The sequence below is a fragment of the Yoonia tamlensis genome, assembly GCF_900115105.1.
GTDB classification, from domain to species: domain Bacteria; phylum Pseudomonadota; class Alphaproteobacteria; order Rhodobacterales; family Rhodobacteraceae; genus Yoonia; species Yoonia tamlensis.
Genome location: NZ_FOYP01000001.1, coordinates 1,678,989 through 1,698,991, shown reverse-complemented (window position 1 = coordinate 1,698,991; position 20,003 = coordinate 1,678,989). Strand labels below are relative to the sequence as shown.

Annotated in this window: 20 protein-coding genes; 13 read left to right on the top strand and 7 right to left on the bottom strand. The window is 57.8% G+C overall.

What is annotated here, in order from left to right:
* Positions 1–45 precede the first annotated feature (45 nt).
* Genes BM320_RS08825 through BM320_RS08815 form a run of 3 tightly spaced genes read right to left on the bottom strand, consistent with a single transcriptional unit; the run spans position 46 to position 3,832 of the window.
* Positions 46–1,776, bottom strand: coding sequence for a peptide ABC transporter substrate-binding protein (locus tag BM320_RS08825; RefSeq protein ID WP_090199077.1), 1,731 nt, complete (start codon positions 1,774–1,776; stop codon positions 46–48).
* A gap of 51 nt (positions 1,777–1,827) precedes the next feature.
* Entirely contained in the window at positions 1,828–2,835 is a 1,008-nt protein-coding gene (locus tag BM320_RS08820) for an ABC transporter ATP-binding protein (protein WP_090200499.1), read from the bottom strand.
* Entirely contained in the window at positions 2,828–3,832 is a 1,005-nt protein-coding gene (locus BM320_RS08815; RefSeq protein WP_090199075.1) for an ABC transporter ATP-binding protein, read from the bottom strand. The genes BM320_RS08820 and BM320_RS08815 overlap by 8 nt, the downstream gene beginning before the upstream one ends.
* A 209-nt stretch (positions 3,833–4,041) precedes the next feature.
* Here BM320_RS08815 and argE point away from each other — a divergent pair, with 209 nt between their 5' ends.
* Genes argE through BM320_RS08800 form a run of 3 tightly spaced genes read left to right on the top strand, consistent with a single transcriptional unit; the run spans position 4,042 to position 7,739 of the window.
* The gene (argE, locus tag BM320_RS08810; RefSeq protein ID WP_090199073.1) at positions 4,042–5,202 is read left to right on the top strand and encodes an acetylornithine deacetylase; all 1,161 of its coding nucleotides are present in this window, start codon (positions 4,042–4,044) and stop codon (positions 5,200–5,202) included.
* Complete coding sequence (locus BM320_RS08805) at positions 5,199–6,545, top strand: NAD(P)/FAD-dependent oxidoreductase (RefSeq protein WP_090199070.1); 1,347 nt, start codon at positions 5,199–5,201, stop codon at positions 6,543–6,545. Before argE ends, BM320_RS08805 begins: the two co-directional genes overlap by 4 nt.
* A 30-nt stretch (positions 6,546–6,575) precedes the next feature.
* Complete coding sequence (locus BM320_RS08800; RefSeq protein ID WP_090199068.1) at positions 6,576–7,739, top strand: M20 aminoacylase family protein; 1,164 nt, start codon at positions 6,576–6,578, stop codon at positions 7,737–7,739.
* A 29-nt stretch (positions 7,740–7,768) separates the two neighbouring features.
* Here the strand turns inward: BM320_RS08800 and moaA are convergent, their stop codons facing one another.
* Entirely contained in the window at positions 7,769–8,773 is a 1,005-nt protein-coding gene (gene moaA / locus BM320_RS08795; protein WP_090199065.1) for a GTP 3',8-cyclase MoaA, read from the bottom strand.
* 85 nt (positions 8,774–8,858) lie between these two features.
* On the opposite strand from moaA, the gene BM320_RS08790 reads away from it, so the two are divergent.
* A complete protein-coding gene (locus tag BM320_RS08790) occupies positions 8,859–9,323 on the top strand; it encodes a hypothetical protein (RefSeq protein WP_090199063.1) in 465 nt (154 codons plus the stop codon).
* A gap of 18 nt (positions 9,324–9,341) precedes the next feature.
* Here BM320_RS08790 and BM320_RS08785 read toward each other — a convergent pair whose 3' ends face one another.
* From BM320_RS08785 to glmU, 3 genes are read right to left on the bottom strand one after another with little or no spacing between them, the layout of a single operon-like run.
* Positions 9,342–10,028 carry a DNA alkylation repair protein gene (locus tag BM320_RS08785; protein WP_090199060.1) on the bottom strand — a complete coding sequence of 229 codons (687 nt, stop codon included), beginning with the start codon at positions 10,026–10,028 and terminating at the stop codon, positions 9,342–9,344.
* A complete protein-coding gene (glmS, locus tag BM320_RS08780; RefSeq protein WP_090199058.1) occupies positions 10,025–11,848 on the bottom strand; it encodes a glutamine--fructose-6-phosphate transaminase (isomerizing) in 1,824 nt (607 codons plus the stop codon). The genes BM320_RS08785 and glmS overlap by 4 nt, the downstream gene beginning before the upstream one ends.
* A gap of 3 nt (positions 11,849–11,851) precedes the next feature.
* Positions 11,852–13,198, bottom strand: a complete 1,347-nt coding sequence (gene glmU, locus BM320_RS08775; protein WP_090199055.1) for a bifunctional UDP-N-acetylglucosamine diphosphorylase/glucosamine-1-phosphate N-acetyltransferase GlmU — start codon at positions 13,196–13,198, stop codon at positions 11,852–11,854.
* 127 nt (positions 13,199–13,325) lie between these two features.
* On the opposite strand from glmU, the gene BM320_RS08770 reads away from it, so the two are divergent.
* From BM320_RS08770 to BM320_RS08735, 9 genes are all read left to right on the top strand, one after another.
* Positions 13,326–13,988, top strand: coding sequence for an HAD-IA family hydrolase (locus tag BM320_RS08770; protein ID WP_090200498.1), 663 nt, complete (start codon positions 13,326–13,328; stop codon positions 13,986–13,988).
* A gap of 38 nt (positions 13,989–14,026) precedes the next feature.
* Positions 14,027–15,232, top strand: a complete 1,206-nt coding sequence (locus BM320_RS08765; protein ID WP_090199052.1) for a DegT/DnrJ/EryC1/StrS family aminotransferase — start codon at positions 14,027–14,029, stop codon at positions 15,230–15,232.
* A gap of 89 nt (positions 15,233–15,321) precedes the next feature.
* A complete protein-coding gene (locus BM320_RS08760) occupies positions 15,322–16,254 on the top strand; it encodes a hypothetical protein (protein ID WP_090199050.1) in 933 nt (310 codons plus the stop codon).
* 124 nt (positions 16,255–16,378) lie between these two features.
* Positions 16,379–16,744, top strand: coding sequence for an NADH-quinone oxidoreductase subunit A (locus BM320_RS08755; RefSeq protein WP_090199047.1), 366 nt, complete (start codon positions 16,379–16,381; stop codon positions 16,742–16,744).
* A 219-nt stretch (positions 16,745–16,963) separates the two neighbouring features.
* Positions 16,964–17,497, top strand: coding sequence for a NuoB/complex I 20 kDa subunit family protein (locus BM320_RS08750; protein ID WP_090199045.1), 534 nt, complete (start codon positions 16,964–16,966; stop codon positions 17,495–17,497).
* Between the two features lie 26 nt (positions 17,498–17,523).
* On the top strand, positions 17,524–18,132 hold the full coding sequence (locus tag BM320_RS08745) for an NADH-quinone oxidoreductase subunit C (protein WP_090199042.1): 609 nt from the start codon (positions 17,524–17,526) through the stop codon (positions 18,130–18,132).
* A gap of 1 nt (position 18,133) precedes the next feature.
* Entirely contained in the window at positions 18,134–19,372 is a 1,239-nt protein-coding gene (locus BM320_RS08740; RefSeq protein ID WP_090199040.1) for an NADH-quinone oxidoreductase subunit D, read from the top strand.
* Positions 19,372–19,530: a hypothetical protein gene (locus BM320_RS16400; RefSeq protein ID WP_165615011.1), complete on the top strand. Its 159-nt coding sequence runs from the start codon at positions 19,372–19,374 to the stop codon at positions 19,528–19,530. The genes BM320_RS08740 and BM320_RS16400 overlap by 1 nt, the downstream gene beginning before the upstream one ends.
* A 22-nt stretch (positions 19,531–19,552) precedes the next feature.
* Positions 19,553–19,891, top strand: a complete 339-nt coding sequence (locus tag BM320_RS08735) for a hypothetical protein (RefSeq protein WP_090199037.1) — start codon at positions 19,553–19,555, stop codon at positions 19,889–19,891.
* Positions 19,892–20,003: the final 112 nt, after the last annotated feature.

Genomic DNA, 20,003 nt, shown 5'->3' with positions numbered 1-20,003 from the left:
GATATTTCGGGTAGGGTGGATCATGATCCACCCTACGTTGCGGGCTTAGCGGTTGTCGCCGATGCGGTACCAGTCAGCTGCGTTCCACAGCTCGGAATCCCAAGTGTTCAGAACCACACCACCAAGGCTGTTTGCATGCGCAGACACACGACCACGGTCAACCAGCGGCACGATTGTCATCGTGTCTTTGGTCAGCATGTCGTTCATCGCGATTGCGATGCGGCTACGCTCTGCTTGGTCAGCAGTGGCACCCAGTTCCGCAACCAGCGCGTCATAGGCTGGGTCACAGAAACGGTTGATGTTTTCACCCTGCCACTGTGTTTCAGGGCTTGGCATCTTGTCACATGTGTATGCTGACAAATATGCTTGTGGGTCTGTGCCGTCAAAGTTGTTGGCGTACATTTCAACATCTGCATAGAAACGCTGGAATGTATCAGGCGAACCTGGGTCGCCACCAAAGAACACGGACGCATCGATGTTGCGCAGTTCGGTTTCAACACCGATTTCGCCCCACCATTCTTTGATCAACGCTTGGAAATCCTGACGGACGGCGTTTGTCGAAGTTTGGTAAAGAATGCGCAGTTCAACACCATCTTTTTCACGGATGCCGTCGCCATTGCTGTCAACCCAGCCTGCACCGTCAAGAAGCGCTTTTGCGCCTTCGATGTCTTGAACCAAGCAGCCAGTGTTTTCAGTTGAAGCATAGACTTCTGGACCAGGCACAAGGTTACAAGTCGGACGACCCGCCTGACCATAGCCGACTTCGACCAGAAGGTCGCGGTCAATGGCCATAGACAACGCGCGGCGCACGGCTTCGTCGCTCAGGAATGGGTGCGGTGCTGCAGAAGTAGAGCGCACACCTTCTTCAAGTGCTGAAGATGGATCGGTGAGGTTCATTTCCAGACGCTCGACCAATGTCCCGAACGCGGATACGGGCGTACCCACACCAGCAGCAGCCATTGATGTAATCACATCGGGTGCCAGTTGCAGGTTCCAGGCATAGTCGAATTCGCCGGTTTCAAGAACCGCACGGCCCGCTGCAGTTGCGTCGCCGCCACCTTTGAAGGTCACAGTCGCAAAGGCTGGTTTGTTCGGATCGCGGTAGTTTTCGTTCGCAACCAGCTGGATCACGTCGTTTGTGCGGAAGTCAGTGACGACAAACGGACCTGTGCCGATCGGGCCAAAGTTCGCATCCGTACATTCCGGTGCTTTTGTGCCCAGACAATCCGCAAATTGAGCGGCTTGAAGGATCGGGGACTGGCCGCCCATGAACGGACCATATGGGTTAGGCTGTGGACCGCTGAATGTGACTTTGACAGTCAGATCGTCGATCGCTTCGACGGTTTCAACACCTTCGAATTTTGACAGCTGCGCACAGCCGCCTTCGGGGTGCATACAGTATTCAGCCGTAAACACGACGTCAGCTGATGTCAGCGGTGTGCCGTCGGACCAAAGCAGGCCTTCTTGCAGCTTCCATGTAATGGTTGTCAGGTCTTCTGACACGCCGCCATTGCCAACTGTTGGGATTTCAGCAGCCAGATAAGGGACCAATGCGCCGGTTTGGTCGTAACGACCTAGCGGTTCGATCACCAAGCTGGCAGATTCAATGTCTTTTGTCCCACCTGAAAGATACGGGTTCAGGATTGATGGCGCTTGCCAATAGATGATGTTCAGCTGACCGTCGCGGCCACGTTCACCCATATGCGCGTCGGCGAATGCCGCGGGCGCGAGGGAAACGGTCGCAACAGCGCCAAGCAGTGCTGTCTTGAGTTTCATATTGTCTTCTCCTTGTTGGTTGTGCTCATTTTTGACCTCGATACCTGCCGTTTATCCGGCAGTGTTTGTCTTATTCTCGTAGAGGTGGCAGGCCGTAAACCGCCCGGGGCGCACCTCTTTGTATTCCGGTTCTGTTGTCTTGCAGATGTCCATGACCGCGGGGCAACGGGTGCAAAAATTGCAGCCTTGCGGCGGGTTCGCGGGGCTTGGCACATCGCCTTGCAGGATGATCCGTTCAGAGGCGCGCGCCAAACTCGGGTCCGGCTCGGGGACCGCTGATAGCAATGCTTTGGTATAGGGGTGCAAGGGTTCCGCATAAAGCGCCTCGCGCGGGGCGAGTTCGACAATCTTGCCCAGATACATCACCGCCACGCGGGTTGCGATATGGCGCACCATCGACAGATCGTGACTGATAAAAAGATAGGTCAGCCCAAATTGTTGTTGCAGGTCTTCGAGCAGGTTCACCACCTGCGCCTGAATAGACACATCAAGCGCCGCAATCGGTTCGTCGCAGACAATAAATTTAGGGTTCAGCGCAAGCGCGCGGGCAATCCCGATCCGTTGCCGCTGCCCTCCGGAAAAGGCTTGGGGGTAGCGTTTGGCAAATTGCCGGTTCAGCCCGACCGCATCCATTAGTTCACCGACTTTTTCGCGCTTTTCGGCCTCGGTCAGCTTTGTGTGTTCATCAAGCGGTTCCTTGATAATTGCTTCGACGGTCATGCGCGGGTTCAGCGATGCTTGCGGGTCTTGAAACACCATCTGCATGGTGGGGCGTTTGGTGCGCAATTGCGCCTGCGTGCTGTCGCCGATGTCTTCGCCATCAATCATGATCGCGCCCGACGTGATGTCATAAAGCCGTAACACAGCACGACCACAAGTAGACTTACCACAGCCCGATTCGCCGACAAGCCCCAGCGTTTCGCCTTCCATCACATCGAAACTGACGCCATCGACGGCTTTGACCTCGCCGACACGGCGGCGCAAAAGGCCTGCGTGGATCGGAAAGTGCATCTTAAGATCGCGCACGCTGACCAGCGGCTTCGGGGATGAATCAAGCATTGCGTGGGGCTCCGGTGCGGGCATCGAAAAAACAGGCGGCGTCATGACCGGCACCCAGATCATAACGCGGCGGGTTCTCGGTTGCGCAGCGGTCAAATGCAACGTCGCAGCGGTTGCGGAAAGGGCAGGCGGCCGGCGCGTCCTTGAGGATAGGAGGCTGGCCTTCGATCACGGTCAGGCGGGCGGCACGCGCCCCTGTGATGGACGGAATGGTTTTCAGCAAGGCGCGCGTATAGGGATGCTGCGGGTCGGTAAACAGATCATGCACCGGCGCATGTTCAACGACCTGACCGCCATACATGACCATCACGCGGTCGGCGATACCGGCAATCACACCCAGATCATGGGTGATCCAGATCACCGCCATGCCCAGTTTCGTGCGCAGCTCTTTCATCAGTTCAAGGATCTGCGCCTGAATGGTGACATCAAGCGCCGTTGTCGGTTCATCCGCAATCAGCACCTGCGGATCACAGGCCAGCGCGATTGCGATCATCACGCGTTGGCGCATGCCGCCAGAAAACTGGTGCGGGTAATCGGCCAAGCGGCGTTTGGCATCGGGGATTCCCACAAGTTCAAGCAGCTCTTGCGCGCGCGCCGCCGCCTGTTTTTTGTTCATGCCCATATGTTTGCGCAGGGGTTCCATGATCTGCATGCCAACATTGAACACCGGATTAAGCGATGTCATCGGGTCCTGGAACACAAACCCGATTTTTCCGCCGCGCACGGCGCGCAGGGTTTCTGCATCCACGTGCAGCAGGTCCTTGTTGTCAAACATCACCGATCCGCCGCGCACATCGGCGGGCGGCGAGGGCAACAGCCCCAGAAGCGACATCATCGTGACCGATTTTCCCGATCCGCTTTCGCCGACAACACCCAGCAATTCACCCGGGCGCAGCGAAAAGCTGACGTCATTCACGGCATGGACTTCGCCGGATCGTGTTTGGAATACAGTTTTGAGATTCTGGACATCCAGAACAGGCAAGGCCCCATCGGGCATATAGAACCTCCCACGTGGTTCGGATTATTTTTTTGCAATTGCGCTTTTATTAGGCATTGCGATTTTGAACAAACGGTAACAGTTATTTTGGAGGCCGCAAGACGTTTCGTAATTGCCATGCGGATGATGCCGCGCCAGACATGATTTGCCAGCCATTTGAACACTTGCACAGATAAATCGCTGCAAACGCGGCACAGAAAGGATTATTTATGGAAATGAGCGCTGCTCAATTGCTGGAACGATTGGTTTCCTTTCCCACGGTCAGCACGGTTTCGAATCTGGACCTTATTGGTTTTGTTGAAAAATATTTGGAAGGTCACGGGATTGCGTCACAACGCGTGCCAAATGAAGATGGCACCAAGGCGGCGCTTTATGCCCATGTCGGTCCCCAAATCGACGGCGGTGTTGTGCTTTCGGGACATACGGATGTTGTGCCTGTGGCGGGGCAGAACTGGGACAGTGATCCGTTCAAATTGACCACGCGTCAGGGCAAGATTTACGGGCGCGGCACCTGCGACATGAAGGGGTTTGACGCGCTGGCAATCTGGGCGCTGACACAGGCGGCCAAAGCCGATCTGAAACGCCCGCTGCAAATCGCGCTAAGCTATGACGAAGAAATCGGCTGCACCGGCGCGCCGCCAATGATTGACCACATGGTCAGCATGGGCATGCCGCGCGCGGATACCGTGATTGTTGGCGAACCGTCGATGATGTCGGTGGTTACGGGCCATAAGGGCGGTATTGGCTATAAGCTGCATTTTCACGGGTTCGAGGTCCATTCATCGCTGCTGCATACGGGTGTGAGCGCGATCATGATGGGTGCCAAGCTGATTGATTGGGCGAATCAGGTAAATGCGGAGAACGCCGCCAAAACACCCGCCGCGCGCGATGCCGGTTTTGTGCCGCCCTATACCACGCTGCATGTCGGTACGATCAACGGCGGCACCGCGCATAATATCACCGCCAAAGACTGCACCTTTGACGTGACATTCCGTGTGGTACCAAGCGAAAGCATTGGCGCGTGGCGCGATCGGTTTTTGGCCAAAGTGGCCGCGCTTGCGGCCGAAATGAAAGCGATCCACCCCGATGCGGGAATCACTGCGACGCAATTCTTTGAACTGCCTGGGCTTGCCCCTGAAACCGATGGCAGCGCCGAAAGGCTCGCGCGGCGGTTAACCGGCGCAAATGCGAGCGAAGTCGTCAGCTATGGCACCGAAGCCGGGCATTTTCAGGCGCAAGGCTATTCGGTGGTTGTTTGCGGTCCGGGCAATATCGCGCAGGCGCATCAGCCAAATGAATATATCTCGGCCGCGCAATTCGAAAAAGGCGAAGCCTTTATGAAAGATCTGATCGAAAGCCTATCACGATGACCCCATTCCCCATTTCTATTGATTCGCCAATTACTTACGCCGGTCCGCCTCCGGCGAAGGCGGATGTGGTTGTGATCGGCGGCGGGATCATCGGGGTGATGACCGCTTGGGAGATTGCCAAACAGGGGCAATCGGTTGTTGTGCTGGAAAAAGGACGCATCGCGGCGGAACAATCCTCGCGCAATTGGGGGTGGGTGCGGGTGCAGGGGCGCGACGCTGCCGAAATCCCGATCATGCAGGAAGCGGCGCAGATGTGGCACGAAATGAACACGCTGATCGGTGCGGATATCGGGCTGCGGCAGGGTGGCGTGTCGTTTCTGGCCAAGACCAAATCCGATCTGGACCGCTATGCATCATGGATTCCCGATGCAAAGGCGCACGGGATTGATACGCGGGTGGTGACCAAATCAGGCTTGGCGGATGTCTTGCCACGGGCGCAAGGTGATTGGGCCGGCGCGCTTTGGACGCCGGGGGATTTGCGGGCAGAGCCGTGGACGGCGGTGCCTGCAATTGCGCGTGCTGCAACGGCAGATGGGGTGACTTTTGTCGAAAACTGCGCTGCGCGCCTGCTTGATCTTGCGGCCGGACGCATAGCCGGTGTCGTGACAGAGCAGGGGCTGATCAAGACCAGTGCCGTTGTCGTTGCGGGCGGGGCGTGGTCATCGCTGTTTTTGCGGCGGCACGGGATCAATATCCCGCAGCTATCCGTGCGCGCCACCGTCGCGGCGACCGAACCGGTCGATAACGTGCATGACGGTGCGGCCGTGGATCACCGGCTTGCATTTCGCAGGCGCGCTGATGGCGGCTATACGCTGGCGCCATCCGGTTATAATGAGATATTTGTAGGGCCTGATGCGTTTCGGGCGCTTGCAAAATTTGCACCGCAACTGCTGCAAAACCCGCTTGGCACAAGGTTGCGTGCAAGCGCCCCGCGCGGGTTTCCCGATGCATGGGGAACGCAGCGGCGCTGGGCCGCAGATGCAATCAGCCCGTTTGAAAAAATGCGTGTCCTGAACCCGAAACCCAATGCCAGAAAGCTTGCGGCCATGCGCCAGGCCTTTTGCGATACCTTCCCGCAGCTTGGTGATGTGCAGATCAAAACCGCATGGGCGGGGATGATTGACACGATGCCGGACGTGGTGCCGGTGGTCGACACGGTGCAGTCCATTGCGGGGCTGACAATTGCCACAGGCATGTGCGGTCACGGGTTCGGGATCGGTCCCGGCTTTGGGCGGGTTGCGGCACGGCTTGCACTTGGGAAAACCCCGACGCATGATATCACGCGGTTCAGGCTGTCCCGTTTTACCGACGGGTCCAAGCTGGTGCTTGGTCCGAACCTTTAACAAACCTAAATATCCCACTGGAGAGACGACATGCCCGTCAAGAATCGTTTTGCAGAATTGCTGCCAGAAATCACCGCCTGGCGCCGCGATTTGCACGAAAACCCCGAAATCCTGTTTGAAACGCATCGGACGGCTGCCATCGTCGCTGAAAAGCTCAAGGAATTCGGCTGTGACGAGATCGTCACCGGCATCGGGCGCACGGGCGTTGTCGGTGTGATCAAAGGCAAATCCGACACATCCGGCAAGGTTGTTGGCCTGCGCGCGGATATGGATGCACTGCCGATTTTTGAGCAAACAGGGCTGGATTACAAATCCAAGGTTGACGGCGCGATGCATGCCTGCGGCCATGACGGCCATACGGCCATGCTGCTGGGCGCTGCCAAATACCTGTCCGAAACCCGCAATTTCGACGGCACAGTTGTGGTGATCTTTCAGCCTGCCGAAGAGGGCGGCGGCGGTGGCCGCGAGATGTGCGAAGACGGGATGATGGACCGCTGGGGCATCCAAGAGGTCTACGGCATGCACAATTGGCCGGGCCATGATGTGGGCACATTTGCGATCCGTCCGGGCGCGTTTTTTGCCGCCACAGACCAATTTGATGTGACCATCGAGGGGCTTGGCGGTCACGCGGCGAAACCGCACCAAACAGTCGATTCGATTGTGGTTGCAGCACAGGTCGTGAACGCGCTCCAAACCATCGCCAGCCGCAACGCGGATCCGGTTGATCAGGTTGTTGTGTCGGTGACTTCGATTGAATCATCGTCCAAAGCGTTCAACGTGATCGCGCAGCGTGTCCAGATCAAAGGCACCGTGCGCACCATGTCAAAAGAGATGCGCGCACTGGCCGAAAAACGCCTGACCGAGATTTGCGAAGGCACGGCGGCGACCTTGGGCGCCAAGGCCGACGTGACCTATTATCACGGCTATCCTTGCATGGTGAACCATGACGAACAGACCGCATTTGCGGCGGATGTGGCGAAATCCATATCGGGCGATTGCGCCGAGGCACCGCTGGTCATGGGTGGCGAGGATTTTGCCTATATGCTCGAAGAACGTCCCGGCGCCTATATTCTGGTGGGTAATGGCGACAGCGCCGATGTGCACAACCCGCACTACAATTTCAACGATGACGCAATTCCGGCGGGCTGTAGCTGGTGGGCGGAAATTGTTGAAAAACGGATGCCTGCCGCCTAGGCGCGGTGGATCAGGATCCACCCTACGGATCAGCCGCCAGTGTGTGACATGTGGCGGCTGACCTGCCCATCCGCCCTTTGGCGTGAATAGTCGAAATCATGGCCTTTGGGTTTTCGGGCGATGGCCGCGCGAATGGCCGCGTCAAGATCGGCGTCGGTTTGCGAGCCGCGCAAGGGGCCGCGCAGATCGGAATGCCCTTCCTGACCCAGACAGGTATAGATTTCGCCCGTGCAGGTGATCCGCACACGGTTGCAGCTTTCGCAGAAATTATGCGACAGAGGCGTGATAAACCCGATCTTTTGGCCCGTACTTTCCAGCCGGACATAGCGCGCAGGCCCCCCCGTTTTTTCGGGCAAATCAGTGATGTCGCCGCGCGTCGCCAGCTGCGCGCGCAGGTCTTTAAGCGACCAATATTGCCCGAAACGGTCTTCATTCCCGATATCGCCCATCGGCATGACTTCGATAAAGGTCAGGTCCACGTCGCGCGATGCACACCAATCTGTCAAAGTGAATAATTCGTCCTCATTGAACCCTTTAAGGGCCACGGTATTGATCTTAACCCGCAGTCCGGCATTTTGGGCAGCATCGATCCCACGCAAAACTTGGGGCAGGCGCCCCCAACGGGTGATATCGGCGAATTTTTGGGCGTCCAGCGTATCAAGCGATACATTCACCCGCCGTACTCCTGCGCCATAAAGATCACCTGCGAAACGTTCCAATTGGCTGCCGTTGGTGGTCAGCGTCAGCTCGTGTAGTGATCCGGTTTCAAGATGCCGCGACATCGCCCGAAAAAACGTCATGATATCGCGCCGCACCAATGGCTCTCCGCCAGTGATGCGCAGTTTACGCACGCCCAGCCGGATAAAGGCGGAACATAGCCGGTCCAGTTCTTCGAGCGTCAAAAGGTCTTTCTTGGGCAGAAAGGTCATGTTTTCGGACATGCAATAGACGCAGCGAAAATCGCAACGGTCCGTGACCGATACCCGCAGGTATTCAATCGCGCGTGCAAATGGGTCAATAAGCGGCTGGTTCATCCGGTCAATCTAGGGCTGCGCGCGGGGGCGCGCAAGCGCAACACGCCATGTTGTAACATCGCGCACGCCACCATATGTTGGGCGTATGAAAGCAAAACTCACCCTTCCGTTTCTGGTTGTCGCCGGATGTACGACCGCTTCGTTTGATGGCGCATTCACGCCCGCCGCGTCTGATCTTTCTGCGCCGCCGCAAGAGACAACCGTGGTGACAGCCGCACCCGCCGCAGATGCGGTTACGGTCGAAGAATTTGACACAACTAGCGCGGACGAGCGTGCCGCCGCGACCGCAGCTGTCGCGGATGTGGATGTGCGTCTGGGGGTGACGATTGCATCGCTTGGCCCACCGACCGCGCCGGGCATATGGCTGAAAACACCGCTGGTTGATGCAGTGACGCAAGGCCGCGTGGATTACAACGGCACATCCGTGAACCTTGAACTGCGCCCGTCTGGCGGCGCACCCGGGTCTGGCAGCCAGATCAGCCTTGCGGCGATGCGACTGCTCGGGGTGCCGCTGACCAGCTTGCCGGAACTTGTGGTTTACAAAAAGTAAGGTGGATCTTGATCCACCCTACGCTGGTAATTTGCGCGTGGCTTCTTTGACCGCAAAGGGTTTCATATCCGCGCCGTGATGGCTGATAAACTGGCGCACGCGCACGGGGTCATGTTTGGACAATTCGCGCAGCCACCAGCCGATTGATTTCTGGATAAACCAATCGTGATCGGTGCTATAGCCCGCAGCCCAGCCAAGAATACGGTCGCGCGCGGCCAGTTCGGCGGGTTTGGGGTTGTTTTGCTTGGTCCATGGCAGGGACATCACAAGGGCCGCGCGCCGCGTCCACATATGATCGGACCGCGTCCAACCTTCGACAACATCGAGCCGCGCCGGGTCCGCGACCAGCCGCTTTTGCCCCGCAATACAGACATGATCCGCAATAGCCCAAGCGTCAAAATCGGGCACCCAAGACACGATCAAATCCCATGCAGGGCCATCATCGGGGCGCAGGCGGGCTTGGGTCAGCAGTTTCGCTGCGGCGACGCGCGCCTCGTGGATATTGCTTTTCCACAGGCTATTCGCCAGTACCAGCCGCGCATCGAGATCAATATCCGCGCGCCATGCTTTAACCAGATCGTCGATCACCGGGTTTGCGACCCCCAGATAGGGGCGGTCCACCTTGTGATAGCGGTGCATGTCTTTGGCTTTTTCTGGATCGCCCGCGGCGCGTAATGCGTCCAAGGCTGCTCGTTTTGAGGTCATTCGACTGTCACCGATTTGGCTAGGTTGCGGGGTTGGTCCACATCTGTACCCTTTGCGACAGCGGTATGGTAGGCCAATAATTGCGCAGGTACTGCATAAAGGATCGGCGCAAGCAGCGGGTCGATTTCAGGCATGATGATGGTGTTCCAAACGCCTTCGCTGGCCTCGGTCGCGCCCTTTTGATCGGTGATCAAAAGCACCTTGCCGCCGCGCGCCATGACCTCTTGCATGTTTGAAACTGTCTTATCGAACAGCGCATCGCGCGGGGCCATTACGATCACGGGCACATGCGGATCGACCAAGGCAATTGGCCCGTGCTTCAATTCGCCTGATGCATAAGCTTCGGCGTGGATATAGCTGATTTCTTTAAGTTTTAGCGCACCTTCATGCGCCAGTGGATACATCGCGCCGCGCCCAAGGAAAAGAATATCGCGCGCTTCGGAAAGCTCTGCGGCGATGGATGAAACCTTATCCTCGATCCCCAGTGCGAGGTTCAAGATACCGGGCAGGCTGCGCAGGTCCGCAAGGTGTTTGGCAAGCGTCGCGTCATCCATCTGCCCGCGTGCGTGGGCCGCGTTCAGCGCCAAAATGGCAAGCGTGGTGAGTTGGCAGGTAAACGCCTTGGTTGACGCCACCCCGATTTCGGTGCCCGCCAAAATGGGCAGCGCCAGATCGCTTTCGCGCGCGATGGAGCTTTCAGGGACATTCACGACCGACACGATCTTGCTGGCCTTGCCTTGCATATAGCGCAGGGCGGCCAGTGTATCGGCGGTTTCGCCCGATTGACTGACAAAAAGTGCGACAGTGCCGGGCGTCACCGGCGGTTCACGGTAGCGGAATTCAGAAGCGACATCGACCTCTACCGGAATACGCGCGATCTGTTCGAACCAATATTTCGCAACCATGCAGGCATAGAATGCCGTGCCGCAGGCAACCAACGTCATGCGTTCGATTTTCGTGAAATCCAGACCCGGTGCGGGTAGGGCAACGCCCGTTGCATCAGCGTTGATATAATGCGCAAGAGCGCCTTGCAGCACGGTCGGCTGTTCGGCGATTTCCTTGGCCATAAAATGTTTATAGCCGCTTTTGTCAACTTGGGCGGTATCGATGTTGATTGTTCTGATTTCGCGGTTTGCGATTGTGCCGTGACTGTCGCGGATTTCGACGGACGTGCGGGTGATCACGGCCCAGTCGCCCTCTTCGAGATAGCTGATCTTGTCAGTCATCGGCGCAAGTGCAATCGCGTCAGAGCCGACAAACATTTCGCCATCCCCATAGCCGATGGCCAGAGGCGACCCTTTGCGCGCGGCGATCAGCAGATCGTCATGCCCGTCAAAGAGGAAACAAAGCGCATAGGCCCCTGCAAGCATCGCAATCGTCTTGGCCGCGGCATCAACCGGCGAATGCCCTTGGTCGCAAAAATGCTGTGCCAGAAGCGCGACGGTTTCAGTATCGGTGTCGGTTTCAAACCCGATGCCGGCTTCGGCCAGATACGCCCGCAATTCGCGGAAATTCTCGACAATTCCGTTATGCACTACGGCAACACCGCCCGCGCGGTGCGGGTGCGCGTTGCCGACATTGGGCACGCCATGCGTGGCCCAGCGGGTGTGGCCGATCCCCGCTTTGCCCGCCAAAGGTTCATGCACCAGCAAATCCGAAAGGTTTACCAGTTTGCCAACCGCCCGCCGTCGATCCAGCCGCGCGTTGTTGACCGTGGCGATCCCCGCGCTGTCATAGCCGCGATATTCAAGCCGCTTTAACGCCTCGACCAAGATCGGTGCAGCTTCGTGATTGCCCAAAACCCCAACAATGCCACACATGTCCTATTTCCCTTTTTTCGCTTTGAGCGCGCGCAGCTTGTCAAACAGCCGCACGGCTAGGCCGGATTTGTTTTCTTGACGTGCTCGCGCCAGTGCCAGATCGCCCGCAGGCACGTCGCGCGTGATAACCGACCCCGATGCTGTCATGGCTTCGGCGCCAACGCTGACGGGGGCGACCAGCATGGTGTTGGACCCGATAAACACATCCGGTCCTACATGCGTATGATGTTTGAAAAACCCGTCGTAATTGCAGGTAATTGTCCCAGCACCGATATTGGCGCGCGCGCCGATGGTCGCATCGCCGATGTAGGACAGGTGGTTGACCTTCGCGCCCTCGCAAATCTCGGCATTCTTGATTTCAACAAAATTGCCGACCTTGGTGTTTTCGGCCAGTTCCGCACCGGGGCGCAGCCGCGCATAGGGGCCAACCACCGCCCCGCGCGACACGTGGCAGCCTTCAAGATGCGAAAACGCGCGGATTGTGGCGCCTGATTCAATCGACACACCGGGGCCAAAAACCACGTTTGGTTCAATCACCGTGTCGCGCCCGATTACTGTATCATGCGCAAAGAACACGGTGTCGGGCGCGACCAGCGTGACCCCGTCTTCTTGGGCCGCAGCGCGGGCGCGGGTTTGGAACATGGCTTCGGCGCGGGTCAGTTCTGCGCGCGCATTCACGCCCAGCGTTTCCGCCTCGTCGCAGCGCACGACCGTCGCCGAAAGCCCGCGCGCGCGGGCGATCCCTATAATGTCCGTCAGGTAATATTCGCCCGCCGCATTATCATTGCCCACGGCGTCAATTAGGTCAAAAAGCGTGCTTGCATTGGCGGCCACAACGCCGCTGTTGCACAATGTGACGGCACGTTCTTGGTCCGTTGCGTCTTTGAATTCGACAATCCGGTCAAGCTGGTCATTGTCCATTATCAACCGCCCGTAGCGCCCCGGATCAGCCGCATCAAAGCCCAACACCACAACATCATGGGTCAGTCGTGCGGCGGCCATAGCGGCCAGAGTTTCAGGCCGGATAAAAGGCGTGTCGCCATAAAGTACAAGCGCGTCACCGTCAAAGCCTGCCAGCGCCTCGCGGGCTTGTGCCACGGCATGGGCGGTGCCCAATTGTTCTGATTGCAGCGCGATGACAGCATCGGGATCATAGGCCTGTGCCGCCTTTTCAACCGCCTGCGCCCCGTGTCCTGCGACAACAATCGTATGTGCAGGGTCAAGCGCCGCGCCGGCCTTCATGGCGTGCACCAGCATGGGTGCGCCCGCGATCTGGTGCAGCACCTTGGGCAGGTCGGAATTCATGCGTGTGCCCATGCCTGCGGCTAGGATGATTAATGCGGTCGCCATTGCTGCCTCGGATCTTTTGTTTACACGTCTTCTACTTGGGTTTGTGATTATCACAAGGGGGAGGGGGTTCACATCAGTTTACAGGGCGTTACAGATGGGGGCGAATGATTTGGCAAAGGGGCCGCAGATGCGCACCGTGATTTTTGATCTTGATGGCACCTTGGCCGATACCAGCGGCGATTTGATTGCAGCAGCAAACGCCTGTTTTCGCGGGCTGGGTCTGGGGGATCTGCTGGATGCGCGCCATGATGCGGGCACAGCGCTACGCGGCGGGCGGGCGATGCTGACCCTTGGATTTTCGCGTGTCGATGGCGTTGATCCAGGCGAGGTGGACCGCCAATACCCTGTGTTGCTTGATGCCTATGCGCGCGACATCAACAGCCATACATTCCTGTACCCTGGCACGATGGATGCCGTCACGCGGCTGAAATCGGCGGGCTATGCGGTGGGGATTGCTACGAATAAGCCTGAAGGCCTCGCTGAAACCTTGATGCAAAGCCTTGGGGTACGCGGTGAATTTGCGTCGCTGATCGGTGCGGATACTTTGCCAGTACGCAAACCCGACCCGGAACATCATTTTGAGGCGGTGCGCCGTGCGGGCGGTGATCCGCGCAAATCATTGCTGGTGGGCGACACCGCGACCGACCGCGATACATCGCGCAATGCGGGGGTGCCTTCGGTACTGGTGACATTCGGGCCGGGGCCACATGACGTGCGCGCATTGTCGCCCGAGGCCACAATCGACCATTTTGACGAGCTTGACGCGGTTGTCGCGCAGTTGATTGGATAAGGAAAACCGGCGCATGCCATGCCCGCGATGGATATCATATGACTGAAAAATTCACCGGCAGTTTCACCCAGCAAGAACCGATTCCCGCAGAAGGGATCGCAGCGGCCAATGCCGTGATGCAGCACGGGCGGTTGCACCGCTATAATACCGTTGACGGCGAAGTGGCCGAGGTTGCCCTGCTCGAAGAAGAATTCGCCGCCAGCGTCGGCGCAACATATTGCCTTGCGGTTGCCTCGGGGGGCTATGCGATGACCACGGCCTTGCGGGCATGTGGTGTGCAGCATGGCGACCGGGTCTTGACCAACGCCTTCACGCTTGCGCCCGTGCCGGGCGCGATTGCGGCGGTGGGCGGGGTGCCCGTCTTTGTCGGCGTGACCGAAGATCTGGTGATTGATCTGGATGATCTGGCGGCAAAGCTGGACCAATCCAATGTGCTGCTGCTGAGCCATATGCGCGGGCATATTTGCGATATGGATCGGCTCATGACGCTATGTGATGCGGCCAATGTGACGGTGATTGAAGATTGCGCGCATACGATGGGCGCGCATTGGAACGGGGTGCCAAGCGGGCGTCGGGGCAGGTTTGGCTGTTATTCCACGCAGACCTATAAGCATATCAATTCCGGCGAAGGTGGCTTGCTGATATCAGATGACGCCGAAGGGATGGCGCGCGCGATAATGTTGTCGGGCAGTTATATGTTGTTTGACCGGCACCGCGCGGCCCCGCCGCCTGCGGTTTTTGCGCAGATCAAATATGAAACGCCCAATATTTCGGGGCGCATGGATAATCTGCGCGCGGCCATCTTGCGGCCCCAGTTGCGAGACTTGCAAGGGCGGGTGCAGCGGTGGAACGCGCGCTATGCAGTCGTTGAAAACGGGCTGAAAGAAACGCCGGGTCTGCGGCTGGTTGCGCGCCCCGCCGCCGAAGGTTTTGTAGGATCGTCGTTCCAGTTTTTGCTGCCGGACTGGTCCGCCGATGCGGTGGCTGCCGTGATCGACCGCTGCGCGCGGCGCGGGGTCACATTAAAGTGGTTTGGCGGGGCAGAGCCTGCGGGCTTTACATCGCGCTATGATAGCTGGCGCTATGCGCCCAGTGCACCGATGCCGACCACCGACCGCGTGCTGGCGGGTCTGGTCGATTTGCGCCTGCCGCTGACGTTTGATCTGGACGATTGCGCCTGCATCGCGCGCATCATCCGCGCCGAGGTTGGAACCGTATTTCAGGCCCGATCGCGCGGTAGCTAAAACGACGGGTTTGCCGCGCCCGAGATGTCAGAATTCCGTCTCATTTATGACCGATTTGCGGGTCATTTGCGGGCGCAAGAGGGATTGCGATGTCGTTTTCATGGCCAACATTGGCACAGGCAACTTACCGCATTATGCGGCTGCGGCGGTTGATATTGACGGCATTGGTCTTGTCGGCAACGGTTTTGTGCTGTGCGGCGGTCATTGCGCCCGAATTGCTGACTGCCGCGCGAATCTTGCGCATATTTGCAGCCATCGCATTGCTTTTGTGCCTGCATGTGATGCTGTTCCCTAATGTCGCGCTTGAAACGCTCAGCCTGTCGGTTGTGGGCACGGGGTTTGCCACCCTGTTGCCGGTTTTGCCCGATCTTGCAGGATTTGCGCCGATTACATTGTATCAGGCTGCGTTAACATTTGCGGCGGTTCTGGCGGTGCTGTTGGCGCTTGCTTGCACCATGGTGGTGCACAAATTTCTGGAAATTTGTGTCTACGCGGGGCCAACGGTGCATTTGCGGCTGCGCACCGCGCTTTGGGTGCCGCATGCGCCGGAATTTGCACATCGTCAATTTGGCCTGCGTCCTGACACGCGCCGCGGGCGGGTGATGGCCGGTCCGGTTGATGATCACGGGTTCTTTGATGTCGCTGTCGTATCCAGCCAAATGGCCGACCCCGCAGACCCAAGCTGCCCGCTTGTGGTAAAGCTGGACGCCAAAATTCTGTCGTCCGATGGTCATACGCACAAAACCATGCTGGTGTTGCCGGACGGGGCGGTCACGGTGACGGCGCAGCGGTTTACCCCGCTGGCACGGGGCTGCACGGTCACGGTGACCGAAGTGCCGGGTGATTTCACCTACGGCATGTATGCGCTTTTTTGGCTGACGGACCAGCAGACCGACAATCTGGTCGAGGTCGCAGAATTGCTACAATCGGACCCGCCGCGTGCAAACGGGCTTGCACATGCAGTGTCGTTTTTGTCGCTTGCCGGCGTGGTCTTATCGCCGCGCCAGCCTTTGCTGCACTAGAATTGCACACCGCGCAGGCGATTTTGCGGCCACTGCTTGTTGACCCGCCCTTGGGGCAGTTGTATGCAACCCAAAGCTAATTTTGCGCGCTCTGACCGGCGCGCCGTGCCAAAAGGGACCCGCCATGCAGGAAATGCTTGCTGAATATCTGCCGATCATGATTTTTCTAGGGCTGGCTATTGCGCTCGGGTTGATCCTGATTCTCGCAGCCGCGATTGTTGCAGTACGTAACCCTGATCCGGAAAAAGTATCGGCCTATGAATGCGGATTTAACGCCTTTGACGATGCGCGCATGAAATTCGACGTGCGGTTCTATCTGGTGTCGATCCTGTTCATCATCTTCGACCTTGAAGTTGCGTTCCTGTTCCCATGGGCGGTCGCGTTCAAAGACATCAGCATGGTCGGCTTCTGGTCGATGATGGTATTCTTGGGTGTGCTTACAGCCGGCTTTGCCTACGAGTGGAAAAAAGGCGCGCTTGAGTGGGAATAACCCGCCCTGAAATGTGAATTCTTGAATGCCGGTTGCGCTTGCAGCCGGCATTTTTTGTCGCAGCAGTGCGCGCATAGTAAAGAATTCATGCGATTGGCCCAAAACAGGCCCCTCTGGGGCATTGTGTCGACTTGACCTTAGAGGGCACCGCGCGTAGTTCCTAATTAGCAAAAGGTAGGCCCTTGGTCTGCATGGTAACTGATAAGGAAAGACGCACTTATGGGGATCGCCACCGGCCTGAATGATGCGGGCGCCGACAAGGAAGCTGCCACCCAGACCCTTAATCGCGAATTGCAGGACAAGGGTTTCCTTGTGACCAGCACCGCAGATATGATTAATTGGGCGCGCACTGGATCGTTGCACTGGATGACCTTTGGTCTGGCCTGTTGCGCGGTTGAAATGATGCATACCTCGATGCCGCGCTACGACCTTGAACGGTTTGGCACCGCGCCCCGAGCGTCCCCGCGCCAATCTGACCTGATGATTGTTGCAGGCACTTTGACCAATAAAATGGCCCCTGCGCTGCGCAAGGTTTATGACCAGATGCCAGAGCCACGCTATGTGATCTCGATGGGATCATGTGCCAATGGCGGCGGCTACTACCACTATAGCTATTCTGTCGTGCGCGGCTGTGACCGCATTGTGCCTGTAGATATCTATGTGCCTGGTTGTCCACCCACGGCCGAAGCGCTGCTTTACGGTATCTTGCAGCTGCAACGCAAAATCCGCCGCACCGGGACCATCGTGCGCTAAGCTGCGTGCCGAAAGGAATAATAAGTATGACCGAAGCACTGAACGAACTCGGCACCCATCTTGAAATGAAGCGCAGTGACTGCGTGCTGTCATGGGAAGTTGCCCATGACGAGCTGACGGTCACCGTCGCGCCATCCGCGCTTGTGCCCTTTGTCGAGTTTCTGAAAACCGATCAGGCGTGCAAGTTTTCCAGCCTCGTGGATATTACCGCGGTGGATTACCCCAGCCGCGCCAAGCGGTTCGACGTGGTCTATCATTTCCTGAGCATGTACCAGAACCACCGTATCCGCCTGCGCGTACAGATCCGCGAAGACGAAATGATGCCGTCGATTATTTCCGTGCATCCGTCGGCGAACTGGTTCGAACGCGAAGTCTTTGACATGTTCGGCATCTTGTTTACGGGCCACCCCGATCTGCGCCGCATCCTGACCGACTACGGCTTTCGCGGCTATCCGCTGCGCAAGGATTTCCCGACAACCGGCTATACCGAAGTGCGCTATGACGAAGTTCAAAAGCGCGTGGTCTATGAACCGGTGAAGCTGGTGCAAGAATACCGGCAGTTCGACTTTATGTCGCCATGGGAGGGTGCCCAATACATCCTGCCCGGCGATGAGAAAAAAGAGAAGGCGCAGTAGCATGATGGACGGTGATATCCGCACAAACGCGTATGATGACGGGTCAACAGATGCTGCGACCGACGAACAGCAGATCCGCAATTTCAACATCAACTTTGGCCCGCAACACCCTGCGGCCCACGGGGTGTTGCGTCTGGTACTAGAACTGGACGGCGAAATTGTTGAGCGCTGCGATCCGCATATCGGCCTGCTGCACCGCGGCACCGAAAAGCTGATGGAAAGCCGCACCTATCTGCAAAACCTGCCGTATTTCGACCGGCTGGATTACGTGGCCCCGATGAATCAGGAACACGCGTGGTGTCTGGCGATTGAAAAGCTGACAGGTACGGTTGTGCCGCGCCGCGCATCGCTGATCCGCGTGCTTTATTCCGAAATCGGTCGGGTGCTGAACCACCTGCTGAACGTCACCACGCAAGCGATGGACGTTGGCGCGCTGACCCCGCCGCTGTGGGGTTTTGAAGAACGTGAAAAGCTGATGACATTCTACGAGCGGGCCTGTGGCGCGCGTCTGCACGCGGCGTACTTCCGCCCCGGCGGTGTGCATCAGGATCTGCCAGACCAATTGATCGAGGATATTGATCAATGGGCTGTTGAGTTCCCAAAAATGCTTGCCGATATTGACGGGCTGCTGACTGAGAACCGGATTTTCAAACAGCGCAACGCCGATATCGGTATCGTCACCGAAGAAGACATCCAGCAATGGGGTTTCTCGGGGGTGATGGTGCGCGGTTCTGGCCTTGCATGGGATTTGCGCCGCGCAGAGCCTTATGAATGCTATGACGAATTTGAATTCCAAATTCCGGTTGGCAAGAACGGCGATTGCTACGACCGCTACCTGTGCCGCATGGAAGAAATGCGCCAGTCCACATCGATCATCCGTCAGGCCTGCGAAAAGCTGCGCCATGAAAAAGGCGACGTGATGGCGCGCGGTAAGATGACCCCGCCGACACGCGGCGAGATGAAAACATCAATGGAATCTCTGATCCATCACTTCAAGCTTTATACCGAAGGGTTCCACGTACCTGCGGGCGAAGTTTATGCCGCTGTCGAAGCCCCCAAAGGCGAATTTGGTGTCTATCTGGTCGCAGACGGGTCCAACAAACCGTATCGCGCAAAACTGCGCGCGCCGGGTTTCTTGCATTTGCAAGCGATGGATCACGTCGCGGTCGGCCACCAATTGGCCGATGTTGCCGCGATCATCGGGACGATGGACGTTGTGTTTGGTGAGATTGACCGCTGATGGGGTCGATCACGCTTGATATTTGGCTGCTCGTTTTGGGCGCCGTTGGCGGTATTGCGGGCGGGCTGGTGGCCACAGGCCGCAGCCGTTTGTTGAAATCTGCTTTGGCGGGTGCCATTGCCGTATTTTTGGCGACGCTTGTTCGCGGTATGCTTTAGGCGCAAAGGGTAGGGGATAGGCATGAAAAAATATCTGATCGGACTTTCATTTGCGACGCTTTCCGCCTGTTCGGGCGCGATGTTTCAAATCCCAGATTTCCGGCCTGCCCCGACAGTGCCAGCGCCCGCACCGGTCGCAGCCCCCGTGGTCAACCCGCTTTCGGCCAAGGAACGGTTTGTCACGACCGTTGAACAAAACGGCTGTGTGGTGAACCAAGCCAACTCTGCCATTATTCTTGCCGATGCGACGCTGTCACGCGAAGACCTTGCACGCATCATGACCGAGCTTCGGGCTGAAGGGCGCGGGCAGATTGCTGCCGACCAGCAGTCCTTTGAACTTATTTCCGCGAACTGCCTGTGATGGAAGCCACCAGCATGATGACCAATATTGGATTGCCTGGTCTGGTGCTTTTGTTGGGCGCTCTTAACCCTGGTGGGATTGTCCCCACCGCCTTGTTCACGCTGATCACATC